Source organism: Streptomyces sp. NPDC059443 (assembly GCF_042750105.1).
Classification (GTDB): Bacteria; Actinomycetota; Actinomycetes; order Streptomycetales; family Streptomycetaceae; genus Streptomyces.
In genome coordinates, this window is sequence record NZ_JBHYVM010000013.1 from 51,274 (window position 1) to 76,298 (window position 25,025).

Annotated in this window: 24 protein-coding genes and 3 pseudogenes; 9 read left to right on the top strand and 18 right to left on the bottom strand. The window is 67.1% G+C overall.

The features are described 5' to 3' along the window. Positions 1–161 precede the first annotated feature (161 nt). The 3 genes and pseudogenes from ACFXDJ_RS15100 to ACFXDJ_RS15110 form a co-directional block, all read right to left on the bottom strand. Positions 162–374 (bottom strand): hypothetical protein, encoded by a 213-nt coding sequence (locus tag ACFXDJ_RS15100; protein ID WP_384652949.1) that lies wholly within the window; start codon positions 372–374, stop codon positions 162–164. A 384-nt stretch (positions 375–758) separates the two neighbouring features. Then, positions 759–863, bottom strand: a pseudogene (locus tag ACFXDJ_RS15105) (AraC family transcriptional regulator); the annotation flags it as partial. Positions 864–1,428: 565 nt separating this feature from the next. Continuing rightward, positions 1,429–1,851 carry a hypothetical protein gene (locus tag ACFXDJ_RS15110; protein WP_384849165.1) on the bottom strand — a complete coding sequence of 141 codons (423 nt, stop codon included), beginning with the start codon at positions 1,849–1,851 and terminating at the stop codon, positions 1,429–1,431. A gap of 441 nt (positions 1,852–2,292) precedes the next feature. Here ACFXDJ_RS15110 and ACFXDJ_RS15115 point away from each other — a divergent pair. Then, positions 2,293–2,810: pseudogene (locus tag ACFXDJ_RS15115) on the top strand (IS982 family transposase); the annotation flags it as partial. Positions 2,811–2,960: 150 nt separating this feature from the next. Here the strand turns inward: ACFXDJ_RS15115 and ACFXDJ_RS15120 are convergent. Continuing rightward, entirely contained in the window at positions 2,961–3,212 is a 252-nt protein-coding gene (locus ACFXDJ_RS15120; RefSeq protein ID WP_384652944.1) for a hypothetical protein, read from the bottom strand. Beyond that, on the bottom strand, positions 3,212–3,433 hold the full coding sequence (locus tag ACFXDJ_RS15125) for a hypothetical protein (protein ID WP_384652942.1): 222 nt from the start codon (positions 3,431–3,433) through the stop codon (positions 3,212–3,214). The genes ACFXDJ_RS15120 and ACFXDJ_RS15125 overlap by 1 nt, the downstream gene beginning before the upstream one ends. A 345-nt stretch (positions 3,434–3,778) precedes the next feature. Here ACFXDJ_RS15125 and ACFXDJ_RS15130 point away from each other — a divergent pair, with 345 nt between their 5' ends. Beyond that, positions 3,779–4,342, top strand: a complete 564-nt coding sequence (locus tag ACFXDJ_RS15130) for a hypothetical protein (RefSeq protein ID WP_384652940.1) — start codon at positions 3,779–3,781, stop codon at positions 4,340–4,342. Positions 4,343–4,361: 19 nt separating this feature from the next. Here the strand turns inward: ACFXDJ_RS15130 and ACFXDJ_RS15135 are convergent, their stop codons facing one another. The 7 genes from ACFXDJ_RS15135 to ACFXDJ_RS15165 form a co-directional block, all read right to left on the bottom strand. Further along, a complete protein-coding gene (locus tag ACFXDJ_RS15135; RefSeq protein ID WP_384652938.1) occupies positions 4,362–4,613 on the bottom strand; it encodes a transposase in 252 nt (83 codons plus the stop codon). 92 nt (positions 4,614–4,705) lie between these two features. Then, a complete protein-coding gene (locus tag ACFXDJ_RS15140; RefSeq protein ID WP_384652936.1) occupies positions 4,706–5,245 on the bottom strand; it encodes a winged helix-turn-helix domain-containing protein in 540 nt (179 codons plus the stop codon). Between the two features lie 66 nt (positions 5,246–5,311). Next, on the bottom strand, positions 5,312–6,481 hold the full coding sequence (locus ACFXDJ_RS15145) for a cytochrome P450 (RefSeq protein ID WP_384652933.1): 1,170 nt from the start codon (positions 6,479–6,481) through the stop codon (positions 5,312–5,314). Further along, positions 6,474–7,046: a DUF5825 family protein gene (locus ACFXDJ_RS15150; RefSeq protein WP_384652931.1), complete on the bottom strand. Its 573-nt coding sequence runs from the start codon at positions 7,044–7,046 to the stop codon at positions 6,474–6,476. Before ACFXDJ_RS15150 ends, ACFXDJ_RS15145 begins: the two co-directional genes overlap by 8 nt. Continuing rightward, positions 7,043–8,959 (bottom strand): RiPP maturation radical SAM C-methyltransferase, encoded by a 1,917-nt coding sequence (locus tag ACFXDJ_RS15155; RefSeq protein WP_384849223.1) that lies wholly within the window; start codon positions 8,957–8,959, stop codon positions 7,043–7,045. Before ACFXDJ_RS15155 ends, ACFXDJ_RS15150 begins: the two co-directional genes overlap by 4 nt. Before the next feature lie 53 nt (positions 8,960–9,012). Continuing rightward, positions 9,013–10,284, bottom strand: a complete 1,272-nt coding sequence (locus ACFXDJ_RS15160) for an MFS transporter (protein ID WP_384652929.1) — start codon at positions 10,282–10,284, stop codon at positions 9,013–9,015. Positions 10,285–10,619: 335 nt separating this feature from the next. Next, positions 10,620–11,858: a cytochrome P450 gene (locus tag ACFXDJ_RS15165; RefSeq protein WP_384652926.1), complete on the bottom strand. Its 1,239-nt coding sequence runs from the start codon at positions 11,856–11,858 to the stop codon at positions 10,620–10,622. Between the two features lie 563 nt (positions 11,859–12,421). On the opposite strand from ACFXDJ_RS15165, the gene ACFXDJ_RS15170 reads away from it, so the two are divergent. The 4 genes from ACFXDJ_RS15170 to ACFXDJ_RS15185 all read left to right on the top strand — a co-directional run bounded on the left by ACFXDJ_RS15170 (position 12,422) and on the right by ACFXDJ_RS15185 (position 16,868). Further along, positions 12,422–12,583, top strand: a complete 162-nt coding sequence (locus ACFXDJ_RS15170) for a hypothetical protein (RefSeq protein WP_384652924.1) — start codon at positions 12,422–12,424, stop codon at positions 12,581–12,583. A 90-nt stretch (positions 12,584–12,673) separates the two neighbouring features. Further along, complete coding sequence (locus ACFXDJ_RS15175; RefSeq protein WP_384849168.1) at positions 12,674–14,635, top strand: B12-binding domain-containing radical SAM protein; 1,962 nt, start codon at positions 12,674–12,676, stop codon at positions 14,633–14,635. Further along, the gene (locus tag ACFXDJ_RS15180) at positions 14,632–15,876 is read left to right on the top strand and encodes a hypothetical protein (protein WP_384849171.1); all 1,245 of its coding nucleotides are present in this window, start codon (positions 14,632–14,634) and stop codon (positions 15,874–15,876) included. Before ACFXDJ_RS15175 ends, ACFXDJ_RS15180 begins: the two co-directional genes overlap by 4 nt. A gap of 41 nt (positions 15,877–15,917) precedes the next feature. After that, on the top strand, positions 15,918–16,868 hold the full coding sequence (locus tag ACFXDJ_RS15185) for a ThiF family adenylyltransferase (protein WP_384849174.1): 951 nt from the start codon (positions 15,918–15,920) through the stop codon (positions 16,866–16,868). 165 nt (positions 16,869–17,033) lie between these two features. On the opposite strand, the gene ACFXDJ_RS15190 is transcribed toward ACFXDJ_RS15185, so the two are convergent. Continuing rightward, on the bottom strand, positions 17,034–17,492 hold the full coding sequence (locus tag ACFXDJ_RS15190; protein WP_384652916.1) for a TetR/AcrR family transcriptional regulator: 459 nt from the start codon (positions 17,490–17,492) through the stop codon (positions 17,034–17,036). 48 nt (positions 17,493–17,540) lie between these two features. Between ACFXDJ_RS15190 and ACFXDJ_RS15195 the strand changes: the two genes are divergently transcribed. Beyond that, a complete protein-coding gene (locus ACFXDJ_RS15195) occupies positions 17,541–18,032 on the top strand; it encodes a hypothetical protein (protein ID WP_384652914.1) in 492 nt (163 codons plus the stop codon). Positions 18,033–18,096: 64 nt separating this feature from the next. On the opposite strand, the gene ACFXDJ_RS15200 is transcribed toward ACFXDJ_RS15195, so the two are convergent. Then, complete coding sequence (locus ACFXDJ_RS15200) at positions 18,097–19,383, bottom strand: MFS transporter (protein ID WP_384849177.1); 1,287 nt, start codon at positions 19,381–19,383, stop codon at positions 18,097–18,099. Further along, positions 19,380–20,537: a PLP-dependent cysteine synthase family protein gene (locus tag ACFXDJ_RS15205; protein WP_384849180.1), complete on the bottom strand. Its 1,158-nt coding sequence runs from the start codon at positions 20,535–20,537 to the stop codon at positions 19,380–19,382. Before ACFXDJ_RS15205 ends, ACFXDJ_RS15200 begins: the two co-directional genes overlap by 4 nt. A gap of 793 nt (positions 20,538–21,330) precedes the next feature. Here ACFXDJ_RS15205 and narY point away from each other — a divergent pair. Both narY and ACFXDJ_RS15215 read left to right on the top strand, forming a co-directional pair. Beyond that, positions 21,331–21,543, top strand: a pseudogene (narY, locus tag ACFXDJ_RS15210) (nitrate reductase subunit beta); the annotation flags it as partial. Next, positions 21,517–21,777 (top strand): hypothetical protein, encoded by a 261-nt coding sequence (locus tag ACFXDJ_RS15215; protein ID WP_384660908.1) that lies wholly within the window; start codon positions 21,517–21,519, stop codon positions 21,775–21,777. The pseudogene narY and the gene ACFXDJ_RS15215, both read left to right, overlap by 27 nt. 105 nt (positions 21,778–21,882) lie before the next feature. On the opposite strand, the gene ACFXDJ_RS15220 is transcribed toward ACFXDJ_RS15215, so the two are convergent. The 3 genes from ACFXDJ_RS15220 to ACFXDJ_RS15230 form a co-directional block, all read right to left on the bottom strand. Next, positions 21,883–22,518 carry a VOC family protein gene (locus tag ACFXDJ_RS15220; RefSeq protein WP_384660900.1) on the bottom strand — a complete coding sequence of 212 codons (636 nt, stop codon included), beginning with the start codon at positions 22,516–22,518 and terminating at the stop codon, positions 21,883–21,885. A gap of 718 nt (positions 22,519–23,236) precedes the next feature. Beyond that, positions 23,237–23,809: a dihydrofolate reductase family protein gene (locus ACFXDJ_RS15225; protein ID WP_384660897.1), complete on the bottom strand. Its 573-nt coding sequence runs from the start codon at positions 23,807–23,809 to the stop codon at positions 23,237–23,239. 513 nt (positions 23,810–24,322) lie between these two features. Then, positions 24,323–24,664 (bottom strand): hypothetical protein, encoded by a 342-nt coding sequence (locus ACFXDJ_RS15230; protein WP_384660894.1) that lies wholly within the window; start codon positions 24,662–24,664, stop codon positions 24,323–24,325. Positions 24,665–25,025: the final 361 nt, after the last annotated feature.

The following is a 25,025-nucleotide window of genomic DNA, read 5'->3' on the forward strand; positions in this document are numbered from 1 at the left end:
CACCCCCCGCCCGCCCCCCAACATCGCCCTGGCCCTCTACCCGGCGGACCCGGGCCCCGCCACTTGCTACCCCGCCCCGGGGCCCCCCGCCGGGGGCGGGGGCGCCCGGGCTGCAGACCACCGGGGCCGGCCGCTTCCACGGTCCGCTGGTGCGGCTGCCGTCAAGCCGAACGGTCACAGAGGACGGCGGCCCCCGTCGCGGGCGGGCGGCGGGTGCCCTCGTAGCCGCCTGCCCGCAGGATCCCGTCGATCTGGGCGTTGGCGGCTTCCGCGCAGCGACGGGCGGCACGCAGCTTGGCCAACGCGGCACCGACGGCCCGGACGTCGTGGGCTTCCAGTCTCCGGGTGCAGTCGCGGATGCCGGTCTCTGACAAGTCTGTACTGCCGTACGGCACCGTCCGCCGCGGTCGCTGCGATCACGAGGGCAGCCAGGACACCTGCCGTGACGCGACGCGACGGGCACGGGGTCGGCCGGTCGTGCTCGGGCCGGTGCGCATCCCGGTACGGCCGGTGGCTCGTGCGCATGGCGGCCGTCTGGGCGGCGATCAGGCCGCCCAGTAGCCGGAACCGCCGGTCGGCGGTGCTCGCGACGACGGCCGCCGCGGCTGCGGGCAGGCACAGCGCGAGCAGCAGGAGGATCGCGCGCAGGGGCGCGGGGCCCTCTCCGGGGCGGCCGTTGCGTCGGACAACCAGCGGGGTGCGCCCGTCACCGAGCCCGAGGGGACCTTGGTGCCGGTCAGCACGGCGGTGGAGGCGCACGTGCGGAAGGTGCGCCGATAGGTGTCGGGCGGGACGTGGACGGTGCGGCCGAAGTGGCGGCGCAGGGCGGTGGCGGTGCCGATGCCAATGGCCGTAGCGAGGGCGGCGTCCGACGGCCTCCGCCAACAACTGGCCGCGACCAAGCGGGAGACCACCGAACCAAACCGACGGCTGACGGCAGCCGCCACTGTCGTCCTCGTCCCACTTCCCCGGCCCGGAGCAACCGAAGGAGAACCCTCGAATGAGGCCTTGCCCAGCACCTGAGCAAGGGCCGAGCATCGCCGTCGCGCCGTCGGCCGCCCCCGTGCCGGAACGGTCGCCCTCACCGGCGCCTGGACGTCACCCTCGTCCACCTCAACCTTGGCAAGCCCGTAGTGGAACGTTGACCCGCCCGCATACCGACGAAAGGGACCGTGAACTACAGCACCAGCGAACAGCCCTGGCTCCACCCTGACCGGGGCCACTCCTGGTCGACCTGCGGACGAAGACGCCATCGGCCACGTCCTGCTCGCCCGGACCGCAAACCAGGCTCAGGCCCTCTTCGACCACAACGCCAAGTCGAACCTGATCGTGCGGGTCCTCGTCGGCGACGCCGAAGGCCGCACCCGCGCCGTCGGAGCTGGTGCTTGTCCCGGGCCGCTCACGGCAGCTGCCGAATCCCTCTGAGGCTCAACTTAGCTGGTGGCGCACGAGGTCAAGGAATGCCTGTCGGCTCGGATGTATGTGCGCCCAGACCTTCTCATCCTGCGGATCTCCCGGATCTTGGGGGCCCTTCCTGATCACCTCCTGTACTGCGAACGCGAGGCTACGTGCCGCTTCGCTGACCTCGGACGCGCACAGTACGTGGATCGTCTTCTGCGTCACCCAGACCCTGTCAAGGACCTGCCTTGCCCGGGCCTGCGACTGCTCGTCAGTCAGGTTGTGGTGATACCGATCCACCGCGACTCGTTCGGCTTCCTGCACCGCAGACAGAAATTCGATGAGGTGAGTGAGACGCTCGTTGCGGCGCGCCTCAGCAAGTTCACGAACACTGCGGCGTGCTTCGCCGCGTTCCAAGGCGCGTCCTGCCGAGCGCTGGGCCAGCATCGACATGAGCCCACCGAGCAGGACGCCGATGAGCGGCGCAAGAGTTGTCCACACAACATCAAACTATGACACCGATGATATGAACACGGCGCGGGGTTCGGGCAAGATCGGTCCGGGACCGGGACGCGCAGACGGCCAGGTTGTCGCAGCCTTCGACAGCGGCGGGCAGCAGAGCGGTGCAGATGGCGGAAGAGCTGATCTTCGCGTTTCCCTGGGCGCTTTTAGCCACAGCGCGGACCGGGAGGTCCGGCACTGGGCGGCCATGGCGGTGGGCGTCCGGTCTCCAGCAGCTTGTCGGCCTACTCCAGCGTGAAGCCGAGCGATCGGGCAGCGCCCTACCGGCGGCCGGAGATATGGACAGGGCGGCCAAGATCCTTCTGTGACGAATGACCTGGACGCCCTACTCATCGCACTGTATGTGAAGATCGACGACGAGACCACGGACACCCACTGGTCAAGCGGGCTATACGGCTCCTTGCCACGGACACCGACTTCTGGTTCGACAACCACTGGATCATCGACTCCACCCCGGTCGAGTGCGGCCGTTCACGACCCACCGTGAAGCGGTCGGACTTGGCTGGCTGGGCCGGATACGGATACTGCGCCAGCCATTCCCGATTCTTCTGGGGCCTGCGGCTGTACCTGGTGTGCACGCCAGCGGGGATGCCGATCTTGTGGTCTCTTGCGAACCCGAAGCTGGACGAACGCGAGGTGCTGACGGCGATGCTGGATCGTGAGCCGGACACAGTCACAGACCGCCCCGGCCTGCGGGTGATCACGAACTGATCGAGTCGGTGAACGACACCCTCAAAGGCCAGCTCGACCTGGAACAACACGGCGGCCGGACCTTTGAGGCCTTCGCCGTCCGCGTCGCCCAACGCATCCTCACGCTGGCCGCAGCAATCTGGCACAACCACAAGACCGGACAGCCGATCACACGGTCCCTGATCGCCTACGACCACTGATCACTTCGGAATGACTCGTCTAGGCCCTGCCCACCGGCGGGGCCCAGCCCCGTTCAAAAAGGGGTGCGCACGGCAGAGCCCCGGACTTGTGGGTCCGGCGCCCTACGGTGGCTGACTGCTCGGGAAGCTGGCGTGATGGGTGGCGTGCGGTCAGTCCGCCTCGACGTACGCGACCAGGACCAGGGTGCCCAGGGCAGTCGGCACGTACAAGATCCGGACGCCGGCCTCGCGGTGTTCGCGGATCGCATCGTGCTTCGAGGGGATACCGATCTCGGGGTTCCTGGAGATGGCCACCAGCGGGGGGTCCAGCCGGAGGCGCTCGGCCTGCGTCATCCTCTCGATCTGCTCCTGCGCCACGTCGTAGAAGACGATGCGGGCGCGCCTTGGGGCGTGCCGCCCCATCAGGCTACGTTCGAGGTGGGAGCGGATTCGTCGAGCGGGGGCTGCCCGAGGTTCTCGCGCAGGTCCTCCCAGGCGGTGACGCGGTCCAGGTCGACACCCTCGCCGGCCAGCCGCTCCAGGACGTAGGCGATCTTCGGGTCGCAGTCAGCCATTTCCCGTGCGTCGGCCCGCAGGGCCTCCTGCTCGGCCGGGTCGAAGACGATCCGCATCACTGTCTCCAAGTGATAGATGCTGCTTCGAGGCTAGCGCAGGAGCGCTCCGCCGGAAGCCGGAAGCCGGAAGCCGGAAGCCGAAGAGGATGCGGAGGCCTACCGGTGCGCGGACCCACCCCGCGGCTGGCAGATACGAAAGACACCACTGAACTTGATTGGGTGATGTCGGCCGTGCGCCTGACGGCCCTTGGCTGTGAGATACGCGCAGGGCGGCGGCTTGACCGAGCCCGAGAGGCTGGCCGAGTCAGTAGGTATCACTGGGGGGCGTGGTGGTTCCACATCTCCCCCGTAGGAGGGAGGACCTTGTGCCCCGGGTGGATGCGCGGAGCACTTGTCCCTCGACAGAGTAATGACATGCGTCGACACACCGAATCCAGCATGTCGTACATCGTCCCCCCGCTGACCGTCAGGCGGGCAGCGATTGCGGGCGCCATCGGCTGTCTTCCCTATGTGGCGATGAAGCTCTACTGGTCATGGGGCGGAACGGCGGGCAAACCGGTGGGCATGAATATCGCCGAGGAGTTCAGCAAGAACGGGGCTCCCCAGGTTCTTGTATGGCTGGAGGAACACGGGATCGATTTCACCGCCGTGGGCATCCTTCTGGGCATCACGCTCCTCGGAGCCCTCACCCGACCATGGGGCCAGATCTTCCCGCGCTGGGTACCCGGGCTGCGCGGACGGCGGGTCCCGCGATGGCTTCCCCTTGCACCCGGTTGGGCCTCGGCGGTGGCCCTCACGCCCTACGGAAGCCTCGGCCTGGTGGTGATTGCGACCGGTGGACTCTCCACGGCAAACTTGGCCGGTATGTCCCCGTGGGTCTTCATTATCGGCTTCGCTAACTTCTTCTCTATGGGATTTTCCCTCGGCGTATGCGCCTTGTCCTACCAGCGTCGGACCAAGCCGATGGCTCAGCACTGAATCGACGGCCAACCGATGGTCAGTTATCCATGGTCAGGCCGGTTCCGGCGAGGCATCCGTCGACCAGGTGCGGCCTGTACTGGATCTGCTTGAGGCTTCGTTTCACAGTTCTGGCCATCTGGTCGAGGTTTGCGGCGGCGAGGTTGCCGATGGTCCGTTTGACCAGGGCCCAGATGCCCTCCTGCGGGTTGAGGTCGGGCGCGTAAGAGGGCAGTAGACGTGGAAGCTGTAGAACAGTCCGCGACCGCTCGCCCTGTTTGAAACAGGTCATCCCAGCCATCGAGACCCGGCCGGACCCTCGGGCACGGACGCTGACGACGGGCGTGTGGCCGAGCCTGCCCCAGGTCCTGGCACGCGGCGGTCTCATGGACTGCCGGGCTTCGTCCTCGAAGACGATCCAGGCTCCACGGGCCACCGCGACGCTTTTACCTGAGGCCAGACCTCCTTCTTCCACAGTTCGACAGCCGCATCGTCGCGCTCGATCGCCCGGCGGGCCGGCTGCTGCCACGACCACCCGTGCCGCTTCAGCAGCCGCCACGTGCCCTCGACCGTGTACGAGACGTGGAACTTCCGGCCGATCAGCGTCTTCACCCGGGCCAGCGTCCATCGCTGGTCCGGCCAGCCGTGGGCGAGCGGCCCGCGCTCCAACTCCTGCTCGAGCCGGACCACTTGCGATTCACTCAGCCTTGGGCGCCCCGGCGATCCTTTCGAGTGGACCCCGGACGCTCCCGCCTCCCGCCACTGCCGGCGCCACCGCTCCACCGACCGCTCCGACACCCGCAGCGCGGCCGCGATCTCCCGATTCTTCTCCCCGCCCCCGAAGCGTTCCACGGCCTGCAGCCGGATCCGCTCCCGCGCGGCCCTCCCGGCGTCGGTCAACCCGCCACCCTGCGCGTATCTCACGGTCCAGGGCTACCGGAACCGGCCAGGAGCTGTCAGGCGAACGGCCCCGACATCACCCAATCAACTTCAGTGGTTCGCGCACTCAACCCAAATCGGGAGTTCGACGAGACCGTTCATGACCGCAGTATCGTGGAAACGCAGCTCTGACGATTCCACGGTCAGGCCGAAACTGGTTGTTCCCGAGAGAAACGCGCGCAGGGCCTGCGCCGCAATAAGACGTGTGACTGGAATGCCCAGGCATGAATGCCGCCCGTGGCCAAACGTCAGATATTCGAAATCTCGACTGCGAGTGGGATCAAATCTGTGAGCATCCGGAAGCACTGAAGTGTCCCTGTTGCACACGTCCACCCCGATGATGAGCAAAGTGCCTGCGGGAACCGCGTACTCGCCTATCACGGATGGCTTCTTCGTCATCCGATAGATCCCCCGCGCAATCGGGCTCGCGTATCGCTGCACCTCATGGACGAGGCCGGGCAGCAGCGTCTCGTCATCGCGCACGAGACTCTGAGTCCTCGAATCTTGCGCCAGGCAGAGGATCCCATTCGTAATCAGTGCCGCCAACACCTCGACACCCGACAGCGCGAGCAGTCGAGTGTTCGCCGCCACCTGTCGATCGTCGAGAGAAGGGAGCTCCGCCATCAGGTCCGACACGAGGTCATCGGCGGGGTGAGCACGCCTGTCGCGCACCCAGTCGACGAGCGTGGCGTCGAGTTCGCGCACCGGGTATCCCTGGTAAACCGCGGTCCTCAGGGCCGAGACGAGGTTTTCGTCAAGTCCAAGCAATCGCGACATTACGCTGTCGGCGATGGGCACGCCGATCGACGCGACCGCGTCGAGCCTTCCCAGGGCGAGAGCGCTCTCGATCGAGTGTTGGACGTCCTGAATCAGTTGGTCCGAGACATCGCGCACGCGAGTATCGATGACCTTCCGAAGTGCGCGCCGTACGCGACGATGCTCTTCCCCATCGGTTTGGTTGACCGAGAAGACCATCTCGGACATCGAATCCGGATCTGACTCGGCCGGCTCGTCGAAAACGCTCGCCATGAGTTCGCCCGCACTGCCGTAGGTTTCGACGTCGGACAAGATGCGGGTGGCTTCGCGGTGATCGTTGACGAGCAGTCCCACTCCGGCCGACCCCATGCGCATCGGAACGATGGTGGCGGCTGGATCCGTCGACCCTCGCGACACAGTCCGCTCATCGAGTGTCTTGCGGAAGAGGATGTTGCCTTCAGACACACCAGACTCCTTGCCTTACGGCAATACCCACACAGTGGTCGCCGGAACGAAAGACGAGGTCGTGCAATTCAAGAGCGTGCAGACTGGCCGCCTCTACGGGGGTGATCGTGTGCCCCCAACTGCTTTCATCAAGAACGGCTGCCGCCGGTTCCGAGCGGTCGATATCGATGCGGCGACGCTCCCCGTAGCGTGTGTCCTCAACGGCTAGGAACGTCGGACCGCGCCGAACGACAAGGGATTCTCCCTGCTGCGCCGACCACGCGAAGGTGCCGTCCGACTGCCGCGGCGGGTCGAGGTGGCGAAGGCACCCGACCTCAAGGGCGCCACAGTCGCCGCTCCACGAAACCCGCAAACCAACGCCGCGCGCGTCGCGGAGCAGCGCGATCAAGGAGACGAGTTCGCGATCGCCCATCTCCGACATGGCGAAGTGACCGACCAGTCGAACCCCGGCGTAACCCGACCGGGTCAGGGTGACGAGATTCTCCCTGCTCTGCATCGAGTGGAGATTCACCGACGCGAAGAGCCTTCGTCGGTTCGACCGCCGCTCTGCTGTCTGCTTCGTCACCAACGCAATCCCGTCGCGAGCGCCAAATAGGTGGAATCCTCATGAAAAATGATTCCGAGCTCTGTCCACGTCCCGACGAGCTCTTCGAGCTGACCTTCTCGCACTGCGATCCCGAGCGAGCGCATCGTGGAAGCGAGTGCAGGAAGCGTTTTGCCCTTGGCCAGTGCACGGTAGGCCTCGGCCTCGAGGCCCGGTTGAAGCACCAACTCACGGGAGGGCCAGGCGGGCCGGTCGTCGACGACGACGAGCGAGTCGTCCGGCGCCGGCAGAGCGACCAGCCGAGAAATCGATGCGGTGGCCTTCCAGTTCGCGACCGCTTCGCGCAACATCCCATCCGTCTCAGGTGATATCCCAGCGGGCTCGGACTCGAACACGTAGACGAGGTCATCGAGGGCGTCCTCTACCCCCTCGTAAGCGCTCATCAGGTTGCGCGAGGGACCGAGAGCCCGGAGACCGAGTTCTGGATCGTCGAAGTAGGGGCTGAAGCGTTCCAGTTTGATCGGGAACGCCCCGGCGGGCGGCGTCAGATGATGGAGGGACGGGAGCGAGTCGATCAACGCCGCGTAGTCGAGGTCCTGCTCCCCGGGGAAGCCTATGAGGATGTTCCACGACGGATAGATCCTGCAGGTGGCACAGTCTCGTAGGAATCGCACGTTCTGCCACCCGGTCACCCCCTTGCGCATGATGCGCAGGATGGGTGTGCAGAGGCTCTCGACACCCGGTTGTAGTTGCGTGAAACCGGCGCGCGCAAGGGACTCGAGTTGACTGAAATTGAGGTTCGACTTCACCTCGGCGAACAACCGTACGTCCCATTCAGCGGGCAGCGCCATATCGGTGGTCAGTTGAATGACATGTTCGGGCGCCAAGATGTTGTCAGCAAACACCAGGTCAAGCACGTTGTGCCGACGGATGGCCCGGCTGGCCTCCGCTTGTACGCGCTCGGCGGGCTTTGCGCGATGGGCCATGGCCGACCCGTTCAAGCCGCAAAATGTGCAATGGTGCTTCGCACCCCACCAGCATCCTCGGCTGGCTTCCAGAGGAATCTTGACATCGATGAGTTGAGCGGCCGGAGATTTCCCCAAATCGCGAAAATAGTGATCGTAGACGGGCTCCGGCACCACGTTCATGGAGACGGGTGTCGGTCCGATGGGGTTGCTCACAGAGGATCCGTCGATGTCGGATCGCCAGCACAGGCCGGGCACGGCACGCAGCAGTTCGGCATGCCTTTTCTCGTCACCGCTACGACATCCTGCGATGTGGGCGATGAGTGGCGCGATCGAGCGCTCCGCCTCGCCCCGGATCACGTAGTCGAACTCCGTGCGAGCACGGTGGACTGTCGTACCTTGAACGCCGTCGCAGTTCGCCCCGCCGAGAATCGTAACGATGCTTGGCTGCAACTCCTTGACGCGGTGCGCGAGCGCGAACGAGGCAATGTTCTGATCGAACGTCGTCGTCAACCCCAGGACATCGACACCTGACGTTACGAGATCTCGGGCCAACTCGTCGATGAAGGCGGGCGCCGCGCGGAACATCGCACAATAGGCATCAACGTGCTCACTGTCGCTCACGAGGTCATGGAAACTCGTGTGGCGTGGGTCGATACCGGGGCGAAAGTAGCTGGAGAAGACCCATTCGCCGACCCCGAACACTTCGGCATCGACGATCAGTTCGTAGTGCTCACGTTCGAGGCCCGCCTCCCGGACCAAGAAGTCGAGCCACCGGATATTGGCATAGACGACGTCGAGCTTCTCAACCTCTCCGCGCTGCTCGAACAACGGAGCGATCGTGCTCAGCGCCAGTGAGGGCATGTCAACCACGGCCCAGGGCATGCAGACCAACGCAACCGAAAGGGCATCCTCGTGCACGACCGGCGGGGTTAGATCCAGCACCGGTCGTTTGTGCCCGATCTGCATCAATTCCACTTCGGCTCCTCATCGATCAGGGGCGTTGTTCGAGATGGTCTGTTTCAGGATGCCTTTTGGTCGGAGGGCTTCTCGATCTCGGTGGTCACCCGCGTCCCCCGGAAGAGCACCGGGAGCCACAGGAGACATGCCAGCAGGGGGACCGCGGCGTAGGCGGCCATGCCCAGACTGGAGCCCAACCCGTCCATGAGCGTGCCGAGGACGAGATAGCCGGTGCCGATGAGCACCGACTCCACGAGTGCGATCATCGACAGCAGGCTCGCCCGGTGGCGCGACGGCACTGCCTCGTTGAACACGTTGTCCACGAGCACGGCGGTGATCTCGGGAATTCCGACCAGGACCAGGAACGCGGCGATGGTGACCCAGACAAGGCCGAGGCCGCTCAGGCCGAGCGCCACGGCGAGCGTCAGGAGAGACACCGGGGCGATGACTCGGTACCCGATGCGCCGGTTCGCGCGGTCCGACAGCAAGGGAGTGAGTCCGCCGACGAAGAATCCCGCCGATATGACCACGCTGACCAATGCGGTGCTTGCTCCCTGATCGGAGAGGGTCTTCTGCGTAAAGATGATGTACGGCGTCAAAGTCGCATGCATCAATCCGGACACCACGACAAGCGTCACGAGCGCCGGTGTGGCGACCCGAAGCATCGCCCGCCATGCCGTGGTGTCGCCGTGCTCCTTCTCGGCTCCGTCCTGTTCGTCCACCGCGTCCGCGCCGCGGATCTCGGGCACCCGTGACATCAGCACCACCACGGCCAGGACGAGGCAAGACGCCGAACCGACGTAGACGATTCCCCAGGAAAACTGCTGCAGTTGGCCGCCGATGACGATGGCGATTCCCGAGGTGACCGTCCCGAGCATGGTGAACCGGGACTTGATCTTGACGTAGCCGGCCGTCGCACCACGACGCACGAGCAGGTCGTACAGCAGGGCGGTGTCCGAACCGGATACACATGCCATGCCCACGCCCTGGCCGATGAACAGCGCCAGGAACACCCAGTAGTTGGAGGACGCCACCTGTCCGAGCAGGCATCCGGCCACCAGCACCTGGCCGATCACGATGCTGGCACGCCTGCCGATTCGGTCGGCGATGATTCCCGTCGGCAACTCCGCAAGTCCGCCGACCAGGTAGAGCAGTGTCTGAAGGAGGGCCACTTGCCCGGCGGAGAAGCCTCGCTGATAAAGGAAGATGACGAATACGCCACGCTGGAAAAGCGCGTTGGCGAGCACGGCGTATACGTAGAACGGGCGCGTGACGCTTCGTGCTGCATCGTCGACTGCAGCCGATCCGCCAAGGGCCTCCGTGGTGCCGGTCATGCTGCGGGCTCCCCCTGGTGACTCCGGTGATCATTGGTGTTGGGCCTCGGCCGTCGACCGGAACCCCCCGTCCGCACTTCGCGCAGGACATGGGGCCGACCCTCCGGGAACCGTTGCCGGCGCCGCGACCATCTTCGGTGGAGGTGCCACATACTGGAACCGGTAGCGCGCATCTCCTGGAAACGGTTGCGCACATCTTGGAGCCGGCGTGGGCGTGAGGTCGGGACGCCCTCGTCCACCACCGGCGGACTCGGCTCCTGCTCCGGCTCCGGCCGGATGTGCCCGACCCGAAACAACTCCACTGCGCCTCCTGTCACCGGCTCGACCTCGTTCACTTACCAGCTCACGGGCATTTCCTTGAGGCCGTACCCGAGCCCGTCGTCCATGAACGGGAGGTCGCCGAGGTCGACGGCCAAGGCCAGTGTCGGAATGCGCCGGAACAAGGCGGCGAACACGACCTGGAGCTCCAGGCGGGCCAGCGGTTGGCCGGTGCACTTGTGCACCCCGAACCCGAACGCGAGATGCTGGCTGGCATCGCGGCGCAGGTCCAGCACCCCGGCACCGGGGAACGCGCTTTCGTCGCGGTTGCCGATCTCCTCCGGGAGGATCAGGCCCTCGCCGGCGCGGACCAGCTGCCCGGCGATCTCGATGTCCTCCACGGCCACGCGGCGACGGCCGGGCTGGACGGTGGTCAGGTACCGCAACAGCTCGTCGACGGCCGCAGCGACCCCGGGGTCGTCGGCGTCCTTCAGCACGGCGATTTGGTCGGGATGGAGCAGCAAGGCCAGCGTGCCCAGCGCGATCATGCTGGCTGTGGTCTCGTGCCCCGAGATCAGCAGGAACAGGACCAGCATCACCAGTTCGTGCCGGTTCAGCTGGCCGGTGGCCAGCCGTTCGGTGGCCAGCTGGGACAGCAGGCCGTCATCGGGGTCATCGAGCTTGCGGCCGATCAGCCGGGCCAGGTAGTGATACAGCTCGCGCTCGGACTTGCTCACGACATCGTCCGGGACGTCGCTGCTGGTCACTGCCCTGATGGCGCGATGGAAGAAGTCGTGGTCCTCGTAGGGGACGCCGAGCACGTGGCAGATGACAATGGACGGAATCGGCAGGGCGAACTCCGACACGAAATCCGCCGGCTTCGGCCCGGCCAGCAGAGCATCGATGTGGTCGTCGACGACTTGCTGGACCGTTGGCCGTAGTCGCTCGACCATGCGCGGGGTGAACGGCCGGGCGATCATCCGACGCAGCCGGAGGTGCTCGGGGCCTTCCATGGCGGTCAGGAACTGGCCTTCTTCATGGTGGTCCTGCAGAAACTGAGTGTGGAACGGGTAGCCCGGCTGCATCCAGTCCGCGCTGACCCGGCGGTCCGACAGCAGCGCGCACTGCTCCGCATGCCTCGTCACCAGCCACGGAGTGCTGCCGTCCCAAAGCCGAACTCGGACCAGCGGCGCCCGTTCCTGCAGCTCGGCGAGCTCAGGTGCCGGATCCAGCGGACAACCAGGCGCCCGGGGAATCGGAAAGAACGGGACCGCCGTGGATTCCAGATCAGGAACTTTGGCCTGCGAAGACGTCACAATCCTAGCTCCGTCCCGAATGTCACATATCGGATGACACATCAAAAGCAGGAGGATCCTGCTGAATGCCCTGAATGACTGGGCTCGCTGAATGGAGTGATCGCCGAATCGGCCTCCGCGACCTGCGGATTCCGGTGCCTCGACCTTTTGCGCCACATGGCGGGAAACCATCCATGTGCAGCCCTTGTCCGCTGAAGGTGAGCAGATCAAACGGCGACCTCTCCGCTTGGCACTGTTCCGGACCGGCAGCAGCCTACCCAGACTCGATCAAGCCCTACAAGGGGCGGGAAAGGCCCGGCATCCGTCGGTCAGCAGACATCGCGGCAGGAGATCGAATCTCGGAAATGCCCTCTTGATCCAGCGTGCTGGAAGCCCGGAGAACTCACGTCATCGCAGGCCAGAGGGCAATTCCTCATTCCTGGCAAGATCCACCGTCGCACATCGACCGATGGGTCAGGGATCAGTTGTTGCATCGGACGATGTGTGCAGGCCCCATTGACAGGGCGTCAAGGACTGTATGAGATGAAGCTGTTGGTTCCATTCGAGGTGAAGAGAGGACAACGATGACGCAGGAAGTGCAGGAACGTCCGGTGATCGCGATGGCCGAGGCGGAGCCGGAGATGGTGCTCTTCTCCGACGGGGAAGGGGTTGACCTCGCCGATGATGTCGAGCTGATCAGCCTGTCATCGGCTACTTTGGGTGCCATTGTTGCGCGGCGCTGCTGATCGCATCTGATGTCGACTCCGAAACGACTGGCCCTCTCGTTTGCGGGGGAGGGCCAGGTGTCGGTTCGATCGTCCACGCAGAGTGTTCGCGTGACGCTGGGCCGGCCCTTGATCAATGCCGATGTCAATTCTCCGTTCTTCGTTCCTCTCGGACTGCTCTGCATTGCCTCACCCCTGATGGCGCATGGTCACCCCACCGTCGTCGTCGACCTGGAGTACGAGCACCGGATCGGTGTCTTCGAGCCCGGTGACGCCGACTGGCTCGACCGGACCTGCGCCCGTCTGCTCGCCGCCGATCCCGACATTCTCGGCCTCACCTGTCTCGCGGACACCCTCCCGGCATGCCTTCTCATCGGGCGTCAGGTCAAGCGGCTCCGGCCCGATGTCACGGTGGTGCTCGGTGGACCCGGGACGTTCGGCGTCTTCCCCGACGCCCTCCCGCGCTTCGCCGACTGCGTCGACTTCGTGTGCCGCGGCGAGGGAGAGCTCGCGATCACCGCTCTCGCCGATGCCCTTGCCGACGGGGCCGATCCCGCCAAGGTGCTCGGCTTCTGGTCGTGTGTGAACGGCAAGTCCGTGTCCAGCGGGCCTCAGCCGACCACGAACCTGAACCTCGTGCCGATGCCCGCATACGACGCCGTCCCGATGGGTGACTACATCCGGCTGTCGACCCCGCACATCTTCGACGTGCACATCGGATCCGGGTGTACCTATTCGTGCAAGTTCTGCATGACGTCGACGTTCTGGGACCGAGACTTCCGGATCAAGGATCCTGCGGTCATCCTCGACGAGCTTCGCTTCCTGCATCGCACCTACGGGGTGACCCAGTTCAACTTCCTGCACGACAACTTCGCCAACAAGCGCCCGTATCTCGACGAGTTCGTGTCCTATTTCTCCGAGCACAACGACATGTTCGAGTGGGGCTGCGCGGTCCGGCCGGACAACGTCAACCCGTCCCTCCTGCGGCGCATGGCCGACGCGGGGTGCTTCAACATCTTCTGCGGCACGGACGCGGGGTCGGAGAAGATCCTCAAGGCCATGCTGAAGATGCCCTCGACGAAGCGGACCTACGAGTTCTTCCGGTCCGCCCAGGAAGTCGGCATCCAGTTCGAGACGAACACGATCGTAGGGTACCCGGACGAGACCGCCGAAGATCTCGAGAAGTCGCTGGAGGTCGTCTTCGACGCGATCGCCTACGGTGCCGTCAATAGTGACCTCAGCGTGCTCCAGCCGCTTCCCGGTGCCGAGATCACAGATGAGTACCGAGCGGAACTCGAACCGCTGGAGAGCGAACTCGACGCCATGGGGACCTTCCTCCCGCCGGATGTCCGCGCGCTCATCAGGGACGATGTGGCGACCTTCACCGGATTCAGCTTCATTCGCAGCGGAAATCGAGACTACGAGTACTATCAGGACGTTTTGCGTCTTTCCCGGTACTTCACACGCCGTTATTACCACCTGCTGCGATTCCTCAAGCAAGGCGCGGGACTCACGTACGTGGAATTCATCGACGCACTGCTCGAACGGGCTGCAATGCCCATTCAGGAAGCGGTCGCTGAGATCCTGGCGCAAATGGACGGCGTGCACGCGCAAGCCGCCAGGGCGCTGTACGCGTACGACTCGATGCTTGCGGAGTTCCGGGGAGACGAGGTCGAGGAAGAGCTCGTCAACGTATACCGGCGGCCCGCCACCGTAGAGGACAAGCCGCATTTCCTGATCGCGGACTTCGATGTCGACGTCGTCAAGATGATTTCGGACCCTCGCGAAATCACCTGGACGCCGGAGCTGAGCCGTCCGACCGTCGTGGTCGTATATCGCGCAAGTGAGGCAGAGGTGTCGACTCTCCGCCTGACGCCGGCGCAGGCCAAGGTGTTCAAGACCCTCATGCCGCGCGAGCGGGAAGAGCGCGAAGCTCTCCTCGCGAACGTCGCCCCCGGTCGGCTGCGCGAGGTCGCGACGGCGGTGGCCGGATTGTGTGCGCAGATCGACGCCTCGCCGGACGCCCCCGAACGGACACCTCGGGCGGTCGACAGCCCCCTCGTGGCCACGTGAACGAAATGCGCCCCGTCACCGTCGAGGTGGACGATGACCCGATTCGATGGCACGGGCCCACGGGAGGCGACTACCTGAGCCGTTGGTTCGCCGCGGCGAGCCAACGCAGCCGGCTCGATCTCGTCTGGGTCGCGGACGACGGGCTCAGCCAGCACTACCGCGTCCGGCAGGGCGCGTCCTTCTCCGATGGGAGCCCGGTGCGTGCGCGCGATCACGCCCGGGCGATCCGGACCGCGCTCACGGTTCCGTCGCTCCAACGGTTCCTGCTCGACATCCGCGCGGTCCGCACCTCGAAGGACGCGCTCGTCATCGAGCTCCGCCGCCAGGCGCCGCACCTGCCGAGCCTGCTCCGGAGCGTCGATCTCGCTCCGATCTCGTCGTGCGGGCAACTGTCCTCCGGTGCGTACGAGCGTGCCGTGCGCACCGCCGATGACGAGTACTGGCTCGAACCCGTCAAGGCCGGCACGCCACCTGTGCGGGTGCTCGTCCGCCGCGATCCGCACGAGGCCCCGGCGAGGTTCCGGCGGGGTGAGGTCGACGTGACGTGCGCGACGGCGTTTCCGCTCGACCGAGTCCCGGAGTTCGCGGACAGCCGGGTGTTCCACACGGCACCGACCGCGATCGAGATGCGTCTGGAGATCACCCCCGACAGCCCGTCGGCGGTGGGCGACGCGGAGTTTCGTCGCCGGCTCCTCGGCGCGATCCGCTATGACCGCCTTGTCGCACGGTGCTGGAACGGTGTGGAGGCGGCGGCGCCCGACGACCATGTCGAGGCACCGCCCAGCACCGTCGGCGCCGGTGAACGGCTGCGCCTGGGGTACTGGGACTACTACCCCAACCTGGTCGTGGCCGAAGAGGTCGCGGCTCAGCTGACCGAGAACCTCGGTGTCGAGGTCGAGCTGGCACCCGCAGACTTCGTCTCGGGCTCGGCACAGTCCTTCGACTTGCTCCTCGCGTTGCGGGGCCCGTTCTTCGAGGATCCGATCTGTGCTCTGGACCTGCTCGACCCGGCACGCCGTGACCCGGTGCTCGCGCCGCTGCTGCGTCGGCTGTCCGAAGACCCGGATGACGATGCCGCGTGCGAAGAGCTGCGCCGAGCGGTCCGCGAGCAGTGTCCGGTCCTGCCGCTCTTGCGACTCCGAGGCCACTGGCTGCAGCGCGAGGCACTGGCAGGCCGGCCCTGGCCATCGATGGACGCTGTGCGCTTCCCCCGGTTCAGCTGGAGCGCCGATTCTCCGTGATCTTCGTCAAACCGTGATCTCGCTACGAAGGGAGGCCAGGGATGGCTGACGGAAGCGACCGCTACGTTCTCTCGCCTGCGGCGACCTGGTCCCGCGACGGCGACGAGCTGCGCGTTTTCTCCGACGAGGTACTGCTGGTCCGACGTTGCCCTGAAGCGATGTTCGAATGGCTCAAAGCGGTCTCCGACGACCCGGCCGGCCTGCCAGCGCCGAGCGGAAGGCAAGTGGACGCCATCGTGCGTACGCTTCTTCGGCTTCGCTTCGTAGTCGCACCGTTCGACCGCTCGTGGCACTCGTCCGCTTGGCGGAACCAGGTCGAGTACTTCGCGGCCCTGGGTCTGGATGCCGGCGCGGCACAGGATCGGCTGCGCGCGGCGCACGTGACCGTTCTCGGCGTCGGCGGCATCGGCGGCGCGGTGCTGGCCGAGATCGTGGGTGCGGGCGTGGGCGGACTCACGCTCGTGGACGGCGACCGGGTCGCGCTGGAGAACTTGAACCGCCAATACCTCTACCGGCGTTGTGACGTCGGACGGGCAAAGGTCGATGTGGCCCGCGAGTGGGTGAGTGAGCGCCTCCCCGAAGCGGAGCCGACCGCTGTCATGGAAACCATCACGACCAGCGAGGCGTTGGTGCCGCACCTGCGCGAAGGCGGGTTCCTCGTAGTCGCCGCCGACCGTCCTGCATCGCTTCCGGAACTGTGCGCTCAAGCCTGTCTTGAGCGCGGAGTGTCGATGATCACCGGAGGCTGCGGCCTCCGAGTGGGGTCGAGCGGCCCGCTGATCCGGCCCGCCGACGTCCCGGCCTTCATCGCGTCGCGCCAAGAGGCAAAGGTCACGGCCGGAGCCGCGGTCACACCGATGGCGGCCTCGTTCGGTCCGGTCAATACGCTGGTGGGCGCGACGATGGGCCGTGATCTCATCTTCGGCATACTCGGCGTGAGCGCCCGAACGACTTCGCATCGCGTCGAGCTGCTGGGGACCGCTTTGACCTGAGAGTGCGGAAGGCCAGCTCTGGCCTCGATCTTCCGTGAGGGTCCGTCAGCTTTTCGGCGGACCTTTCGGTTTGCTCGGGCGAGGTTCCTGGTGTGTGCGGCGTGGGCCGGCCGTGGTACGCCGCCGCTGGTGATGGCGATTCTTGAAAACGGCTCTGACCGATCTTTACGGGGTTGGTTGGGTGTGGGTGGCGAGGCCTGCGCATACGAGCCGCACGCTGCGGATGAACCTTTCGTCCTCGGTGTAGGCGGTGGCGGCGGCCACGGTGAGGGGGAACCCTGTGTGCAGTGCCGCGGCCTCTTCCGCGCTGACGTCCACCGAGGGGGATTGGCTCTGCTCTTGCAGGACGAAGCCGGTGGTGTGACTGAGGAGGGTGTCGGCGCCGACTGCTGCGTGGCCGGCGGGGATGCCGGCGTCGTGGAGGGTTTCCAGGAGCCGTTCCATCAGGGACAGCGCGGCGGTGCCGGCCTCGTAGGCGCGGCCGGCGACGCGGTCCGCCGTCAGCTGGATCAGGGCGCTCTTGTTCGGCACGTGGTAGTAGAGGCTTCCGGCCTGCGCGTCGAGGCGCTGGGCGACCTTGCGCATCGACAGGCCGTCGTAGCCGGATGCGGCGAACTCGGCCATGCCGGCGTCGATCCGGCCCGATCGGGCTGGTGGCGGGTCCTGACCTCGGTGTTCATGCAGAACGGCGGCCTGTCCGGCGGGGCCTGGAACATCGTCACGCTCGGCGTCATCGCGGCCCTGGCCGACTGGTTCTGGGGCACCCCGCTCACCCTCGGGCTCTTCCTCACCGGGATCCTGCTGCCCGAACACATCGACACCCTCTTCGGTGCGGGCGGCCACCACAGCACCGACCCACGCAACTTCGCCGGCAGCTCGGGAGCCACCTACTTCCTCGGCGCCACCCTCGCCGCCGCGCTCCTCCTCCGCGTCCTACGGAACCCGCGCACCGTGCGCACGGGTCTGGACAAGACGCAGTACACGGAAGTCCTGCTCGCAGCCGGCGTGCCCGTGTTCGGCCTGGTCATGTGGTTCACCCAGTCCAACGGCCACGGCCTCGTTTCCGTATACGGATTCGTCCTGGGCGCCTTGGCCTGCCTGCTCGCCCGCCCTGCGGCGCTCCGCACCAGCCCGGTCGGACAGGACACGCCCCACCCGGCCTGAGCCCCTGACCCCCGCCTGCTGTCCCGGGGCGATGCCTCCTCGGGACAGCAGTGCCCCGCACCCCTTACGCGGGCGCTGATGCCGGGGCCGCAGGTGCGGAGCCGAGCCGCCCGGTGCGGGCGAGCGCGTAGACCGCGCCCGCGCAGCCGAGCCCGGTCACGGTCAGGGCCGCCCAGGTCAGCCATCGGATGTCGTGGGCTGTGGCGTAGTCCCACAGCCCACCGGTGGCCAGGTTCCCCAGAGTGATGCCCAGGCCGGAGACGGTGCTGTAAAAACCGTAGTGGGTGGCCACCATCCGGTCGCCGGCCAGGGCGACGACGGTGTCCATCTCCAGCGGGTAGACCACCGCGCTGCCGCCGGCCAGCAAGACCACCGCCGCCGCGAGGGCTGCCAGCTGAAGACCGGTTGGCCACGCTCCCGCACCGGAGGGTGCGAGTACGAGGGGAGCGAAGGCCATCCCCATCGCGGCCAGCCCGCGCACCATCGCCTCCTCACGGCTCCACCGCCGCTTCGCCCAGCCGGTCAGCTTCAGCTGCCCGGCCACCGCGACCGCGGCCGACAGTACGAACAGCCCGCTCGTGGCCTTCGCCCCGTCAACCCCCAGCACGGTGTCGGCGGCCATCGGTAGCGCCAGGTACACCTGGAAGGTCAGCACGTAGGAGCCGATCATCGCGAGCGAGAACAGCAGGAACGGCCGGTTGGCCACCACCTGCCGCCACTGCGCCAGCACCCCGCCCAGCCCCTCGCCCCTGCCGCCGTCGGAGTCGGAGTCGGCGGCGCGGCGGGCGGGCAGCGCCTGGGCCTGGAGCACGGTGAGCGCGGCGAAGACGGCGGCCGCGACGGTGCACACCAGGCGGAAGTCGGTTGCCAGCAGGGCCAGGCCGACCAGCGGGCCGAGCAGCATGCCGGCCTGGTAGTAGACGTTGAACGCGGCGAAGGCGTCCACCCGCCGCTCACCGGCCTCGGCGGCGAGGTAGGCGCGCACGGCCGGGTTGAACAGGGCGCCGGCGAAGCCGGTGGCCGCCGAGGCGGCGATGAGGGCGGGCAGGTTGTCGACCCAGCCGAGCAGGGCGAATCCCGCGGTGCGCAGCAGGCATCCGGCCATGATCGGCGTCTTGTAGCCGTGGCGGTCGGCGATGGTGCCGCCGATGAGGAACATGCCCTGCTGGGAGAAGTTCCGCACCCCGAGCACCAGGCCGACGGCCCAGGCGGCGAGCCCGAGTTCGCCGGCCAGGTGGGCGGCGAGGTAGGGCATGAGCATGTAGAAGGCCAGGTTGATGGCGAACTGGTTGATCATCAGCAGTCGTACTGGTTGCGGGAAGCTGCGCGTGGTCGCCAGCAGCGTCCTCATCGCGTCACCTCGACGACAGCGGCGTCCTCGTCCGCGGCCGAGGTGACGCCGGCACGGGCGAGGGGGTCGGTGATCGTGGTGCAGCGGCTCCAGCGGTCGACGACCCACTCGCCCGGATGTGTCAGCTCGTCTGGGACATCGACCGTCTTACCGCTGAGGAGTTGGTGGGCGTGGCACCAGGCGTCGTCGAAGACGGTGCCGATGTAGCGCTGCGGTCCGTCGGGGAAGACCGCGGCGATCCGGCTCTCCGGCGGGGATGTGGCGGCCAGGTGGCGGGCTACCAGTGCGACGGCGCCCACGCTCCAGCCGCCGCTCGCGTAGCGGGCTTTCGCCAGGGCGCGGACGGATCGGACCGACTCGCTAGCGGCGACCCAGTGCACTTCGTCGAACAGGGCGTAGTCGACGTTGCGCGGGTAGATGCTGGACCCCAGCCCCCGCATCAGGCGCGGTGCGGCGGGCTGCCCGAAGATCGTGGAGCCGCAGGTGTCCACGCCGACAATCCGCAGATCGGGGAAGAAGCCGCGCAGGATCCGGCCGATACCGGCCGAGTGGCCGCCGGTTCCCACGCTCACCACGAGCGTATCGATGCGGCCGAGCTGGGCGACCAGTTCGTGAGCGAGGGGCGCGTAGGCAGCGACGTTGTCGGGGTTGTCGTACTGGTCCGGGCACCACGCGCTGGGGCGGGCGATCAGCAGTTCGTCCACCTTCTCCCGGCGCGCCTGCTGCCAGCCCCCAACCGGGTGTGGCCGGTCCACCAGGTGCACCTCGGCACCGTAGGCGTTCAGCAGGCCCCGCATCAGGGGCTCCATGCCCGGGTCGCTGACCACCGCCACCGGATGCCCGAATGTCACCCCGGCCAGGGCCAGGCCCAGCCCCAGCGTGCCGGAGGTCGACTCGACGATCGGCGCCCCGGGCGCGAGCTCGCCGCGTTCGCGGGCCCGGGCCACCATGTACAGCGCGGTCCGGTCCTTGATCCCGCCGGGATTGTGGCCTTCCAACTTCGCCCAGAAGCCTCGGCCCGGGTCGGTGAACGGCTCGCCGATCCACAGCACCGGGGTGTCACCGACGAGGCCGGCCGGGGTGTGGGCGGCCGTGGCCGCCGGTGCGAGCAGCCGGGCAGGAGAAGAGGGAACAGCATCGTGCGAAGAGTTCATCGCGTAGGCCTCCCACGGCCCCACCGCCGGGGTGGACCGCGTGATCGTGAGGACGGTTCAGGACGCGTGAACACCGCAAAGCCGTAACGGGGCCGGTCCTTCGGCCACTGCGTCACTGCGTGCGGTGCGTCCCGATCAGGTCCGCCACACCCCCAGTACCGACCGCACACGCTGCTGTTCCTCGTGATGTTCCAACGAGCCCCTCGACGGGCCCGCGCGCCAGGCAGCCGTGACCGGTTGCCTGGGGGCCGTGTAGACCGATGCCGCGGCGTCGGGTGCCGGCGGGGCGCTGACCTGCCTGGACGGCACACCGGGCTCGTCGGCCTCCGCGCAGTCGGCGAACCGCATTCCCCGCTCCGCGCCGATTCCCGCCGTGTCGGACACGGGGAGCGGTCGTCCATCCGCGACCACTGCCGCAGCGGCGACGGGCAGTGAGTCGGAGGCGGCAGCCCGTCCCGGCTCGGGACCATGGGCGCACGCCAGGACGTGCACGAGAGCGGCCAGCACTACGGCGAGGACCGCCGGGAGCGCTGACGACCACAGGCGGCGCCGCATCACAAGCACGTCACTCAGCGTATGTGATATGTCGCATAAAGTGCTCGTTAGGCGCGGCCGCCGCTTCGGCAAGCACCTCCCTGCCCGTCGGCCGTTCCGTCCATACCCGAGCCCCAACTCAGAGGAGGGGTCTTCCCCGATTGGCGGTACGTACGACGCTGAGCATTTCGCGCCCTGCGCCGGGGCTCAGAGCCCTGCGTCCGCCTGACGCGCCCGCGCGGCCCGGCGGGAGGGTCCGTTCTGCTACCCGCGCATCGAAGTCGGCCTGCCCGCCGTCTGCTCCGAAACCTGCGTCGGGTGCCTGCGCTACCTCGGCGTCATGCTCTACGGCGCCGACGAGGTCGCGGCCGCAGCCTCCGTAGAGGACGACAAGGCACTGTACGAGGCCCAGTTGGACGTGTTCCTCGACCCCGAGGACCCCGAGGTGCGCCGCGCCGCCGAGCAGGCCGGCAAGTTCAAGAAGAGCCCGCCGGGCGGGTACGAGGAGATCCATGAAGAACGCCAGCGCAAGGCCCACTCCTCACGCCGTATCCGCGTCGAGCACGGCATCGCCCACCTCAAGAACTGGCGAGCACTGGCCTGTCACCACGGTCGACGCGAGTACATGAGCGACACGATCCAAGCCGTCGCCGCACCGCTCTCACACCAGCAGACCGCCACCCGCGGCGCCCGTCAGCCGCAGTGATCACGGGGCCGAACCGCACCCTTCGACGTGCCACGGCCAACCATGCACGAGCTCGTCAGCAAGGAGACCCCAGCCGGCTGCTCCCGCGGGGCAGCCGAGCCCTCGTCAGATCGTGACCGGGCCGTGGGCGGTGGCGAACTCGACCGAGACCAGGCCCGGTTCCTCATCCTCGACCCAGGTGACGTCGATCTGCTCGAGGGGGTGGTCGGCCGGTTCGCCGAGGAATTCGGCGATGGAGGCGGCGTCGCCGGCGATGGAGACCCCGTGGATGGTGGTGGAGGTGCGCGGGTCGGCGCTCGGGCGCTCCTCGATGGGGACCGACCACTGGAGGAAGTAGGGCAGTTGCGGGTCCTCCAGCAGTTCCAGCAGGCCGATCTGCTTCCACCTCAGGTCGAACCCGTCGGGGCGGACGCGGTGGCCCTCGGCCGAGGTACGGCCGAGGCGGGCCTCGACCGGGGCGATGTCGTCGACGGAGACCACCCAACCGAGCCAGCCGCCGCCCTCGGCGGCGCGGCGCGCGACCGCCTGGCCGAAGGGTGCGCGGTCGGCGGCGGGGTGGTCGAGTGTGGTGACGACCTCGACGTAGGTGCCGCCGCTCAGCGGGAGGATGAAATTGCGGGTGCCGAATCGCGGGTGCACGCCCCCGTCGACGAACCCGGCTCCGAGGGCCGATCCGATCCACTGGACGGTCGAGACGAAGCTGTCGCGGGCCACCGCATAGGACACGTGATCAAGTCGCACTGAGCCATCATCACCCGACAACCCGCACAAATCCCGACGCCACGCCCGCCGCCCCGGCCACGTCCGCCGTGGATCAACCGTGGAGCGGCAGACAAGCCGCTTCACCAGCGAATTCGCACCGTGCTGGAACGCGTCATCGATCACTATGGTCAAGAGGACGATCGGCTGGCTGATACGAGCCCGCCGCAACGTCAGGGACTACGAATGCCTTCCGCAGCGCTCTGAAGCTCTCTTGCCCTGGTCACTCATCACCCTGATGACCAGGCGCATCACCCGCGGCGGCAAGCCCCGCACCGACCGCTAGGACAAGAAGACCCCGCTCGCAGAGCGAGCGGGGAGGGTGGCCAGCGCCCGAGCTCCGCTTGTGGGCCGTGACCGCCCTCCACGACTCTGATCAAGGTGTGGAGGGATCGGTCAGGCGGAGCGGGCGAGGTTGGCGACCTGCGCGGTGAACCGTGCGCGTCGCTGTGCGGTGAATGTGGCCGGATCCGAGGCCTTGATCTGAGGCACGGGCATGACCGAGCTGGAGGTGACGCCGCCGGTGAGGCAGGGGTGCAGCTGGTACTCGCCGCCGCGGTCGTTGAGCGGCCGGCCCGCTTCGACGCGGCCTCCGGAATGGCCGGCTCGGAAGCCAATGAGCCCGTGTTGGGCTCAGCCACCGAAGCACGCGGCCGTGGCCGGCTGGGGCAGCTGTGGGTGCGGCCGGTACGGGGTTCCGTCAGTGGGTGACGTCGAAGACCTGTCGCTGGATGCCGTTGGCGTAGGCCTCGTGCTCGATGAGCTTCAGCTTCTGCGCGTCCTTGTCGGTGGTGCTGAAGAGACGCTTGCCCGCGCCGAGGAGGAGGGGGAAGACGAGCAGGTGGTAGCGGTCGACCAGGCCGGCGTCGGAGAGGGCCCGGTTCAGGGAGGCGCTGCCGTGCATGATGATCGGGCCGCCTTCGGTCTGCTTGAGCGCGGCGATCTCGTCGAGCGAGCGCAGGATCGTGGTCTCGCCCCAGTTCGACACCAGGTCGTCCTCGGCGAGGGTGGTGGAGACGACGTACTTCGGCATCTCCTTGTAGTCGGCGAAGTCCTCCATGGCGGGCCACACCGGGCTGAACGCCTCGTAGCTGGTCCGGCCCAGCAGCATCGCGGAGGCTTCCTTCTGCTCCCGCCCCTTGATCTCGAACGCCTCGGGCAGGAACTCGATGTCCTTGAAGGTCCAGCCCGAGTTGCGGTACCCGGGCTCGACGCCCGGAGCCTCCACGACGCCGTCGAGGGAGATGAAGGCGGAGCTGATGAGAGTGCGCATCTGGGGTTCCTCGGAGTTCGGAGTCTCGTGGCCGCCTTGCGGCGTACCTTTCACGATCTAAGACCGCGGCCCACCGGAAAACTCATCGGCCTGCGCCAATCTTTTTCCGGGCCGCCCTGATGCCCGGCGACGGTCTGCTCGCCGTGCTGGTCTCCTCGCTGTCTCTGGTCGCGCAGCCCCTCACCACGTGGCGCGAACACGCGCCGGTATAGATTCGGTGCTGGCCGTCTGCTTCGACGACACGGTCACCGACGCCCCCGCCCACCTGGCCGACATCGACGCCGAGTCCACGATGGACACCGCGGCTATCAGTGGTCGGGGAGAAGCTGTTCCACCTGCCGCCGCGAGGCGCGGAGTTGAAAGACACCGAGCTGGTCTGCGCCAGGCGAAGTAACAGGACTGCCCGCAGCGCGCCCAGACCAGCACCGACGCCATGGGCATGGCCGTCGACTAGGCGATGAACCGACAACGCGATCGGATCCGGCAGTCAGCAACAAACGTCACCCGAGCCGCTTAGCAGGCGTACCAGGAGCTCCAGGAGGAGCCCACGATGGAGCTGCACCAGTACTTGTGGGGTGCCCAGGAGACGTACACCCTGACCGTCGGCTGGTTGGACGAGTTGTAGAAGGCCGAGTCGGTATCGCTCGCCTGGCCACCGATGCTCGCCCAGTTGCTGTACCAGGAAACGATGTGCCAGACCGCATTGTCGGTGCCGATGACGAAGGACTCGGTGTGTCCGTCCGCCCAGGTGACGTCCAGGACGCTGGAGCCGCAGATCCCATAGCCGGTGTGACCGTAGCGGGTTACCGGACAGCCATCCGCAGCACTGGCCGGCGCGATACCTCTGGCCTGCAATGTGGTGGCCTGGACGCTGGTTCGCCCCGTTCGGTTGTCGTGTGCCGCAGCCGGAGCCGTGCTCACGGCCCCCAGCACTGCGACAAGCATTCCCAAGCCGAGGAGTGCGCGCCATATCCGGGTGTGCAGAGGTGAGTTGGTCACCGCGTACCTAGCCTTTCCCTTGATCGTAGGTGGCGTCGGCAGCTTCGGGAAGCAGCCGTCGATAGGTAGCACGAGTGAGGCTCGGCCGATGTGGCGCCGGACCGGCACGGCACCTGGGTGCCGCGGGGTCATGATGCCCCGGCGGGCGCCGGATCTGTATGGGCAGAGCGTTCTGCACCAGCAGTCGGCCAGATCCAACATGTCCATGGCGACATGT

What these genes read in the sequence shown, in the direction of transcription:
- ACFXDJ_RS15110 (WP_384849165.1), bottom strand. Translation starts at nt 1,851, where the DNA reads ATGTCGATGCTGGCCCAGCGCTCGGCAGGACGCGCCTTGGAACGCGGC.
- ACFXDJ_RS15120 (WP_384652944.1), bottom strand. Translation starts at nt 3,212, where the DNA reads ATGGGGCGGCACGCCCCAAGGCGCGCCCGCATCGTCTTCTACGACGTG.
- ACFXDJ_RS15130 (WP_384652940.1), top strand. Translation starts at nt 3,779, where the DNA reads ATGCGTCGACACACCGAATCCAGCATGTCGTACATCGTCCCCCCGCTG.
- ACFXDJ_RS15135 (WP_384652938.1), bottom strand. Translation starts at nt 4,613, where the DNA reads ATGACCTGTTTCAAACAGGGCGAGCGGTCGCGGACTGTTCTACAGCTT.
- ACFXDJ_RS15155 (WP_384849223.1), bottom strand. Translation starts at nt 8,959, where the DNA reads ATGCAGATCGGGCACAAACGACCGGTGCTGGATCTAACCCCGCCGGTC.
- ACFXDJ_RS15160 (WP_384652929.1), bottom strand. Translation starts at nt 10,284, where the DNA reads ATGACCGGCACCACGGAGGCCCTTGGCGGATCGGCTGCAGTCGACGAT.
- ACFXDJ_RS15170 (WP_384652924.1), top strand. Translation starts at nt 12,422, where the DNA reads ATGACGCAGGAAGTGCAGGAACGTCCGGTGATCGCGATGGCCGAGGCG.
- ACFXDJ_RS15185 (WP_384849174.1), top strand. Translation starts at nt 15,918, where the DNA reads ATGGCTGACGGAAGCGACCGCTACGTTCTCTCGCCTGCGGCGACCTGG.
- ACFXDJ_RS15190 (WP_384652916.1), bottom strand. Translation starts at nt 17,492, where the DNA reads ATGGCCGAGTTCGCCGCATCCGGCTACGACGGCCTGTCGATGCGCAAG.
- ACFXDJ_RS15200 (WP_384849177.1), bottom strand. Translation starts at nt 19,383, where the DNA reads ATGAGGACGCTGCTGGCGACCACGCGCAGCTTCCCGCAACCAGTACGA.
- ACFXDJ_RS15205 (WP_384849180.1), bottom strand. Translation starts at nt 20,537, where the DNA reads ATGAACTCTTCGCACGATGCTGTTCCCTCTTCTCCTGCCCGGCTGCTC.
- ACFXDJ_RS15225 (WP_384660897.1), bottom strand. Translation starts at nt 23,809, where the DNA reads ATGCGCACTCTCATCAGCTCCGCCTTCATCTCCCTCGACGGCGTCGTG.